The sequence below is a fragment of the Paraburkholderia sp. EG286B genome (assembly GCF_040965655.1).
In the GTDB taxonomy this organism is placed as follows: domain Bacteria; phylum Pseudomonadota; class Gammaproteobacteria; order Burkholderiales; family Burkholderiaceae; genus Paraburkholderia.
This window is the reverse complement of sequence record NZ_JBFRCF010000242.1, coordinates 1-255: the sequence shown is the minus strand read 5'-3', so window position 1 is coordinate 255 and position 255 is coordinate 1. Positions and strand designations below refer to the sequence as shown.

The 255-nt window shown below is 59.2% G+C and carries 1 protein-coding gene; it reads left to right on the top strand.

Annotated features, from left to right (window positions below; translation table 11 throughout):
* The coding region (locus tag AB4Y42_RS44595; protein ID WP_368697942.1) for a transposase at positions 1-255 on the top strand (255 nt) is incomplete at both ends.

The following is a 255-nucleotide window of genomic DNA, read 5'->3' as shown; positions in this document are numbered from 1 at the left end:
GTGACGCCTTCCGAGCACTCTTCCGGAGACCGGCGCCGTCAAGGCAGTATTACAAAAAACGGGAACAGCTATGCAAGAAAGCTGCTCGTGGAGGCTGCGTGGAGTTACAGATACCCCGCCCGGGTGAACCCGGATATCCAGCGCCGCCATGAAGGAATCCCGAAACCGATCATTGATCGCGCATGGGATGCTCAGCTGCGACTGTGCCGGCGATATCGCAAGCTCGCAGCGCGCGGCAAGAATGTGAACACCGGT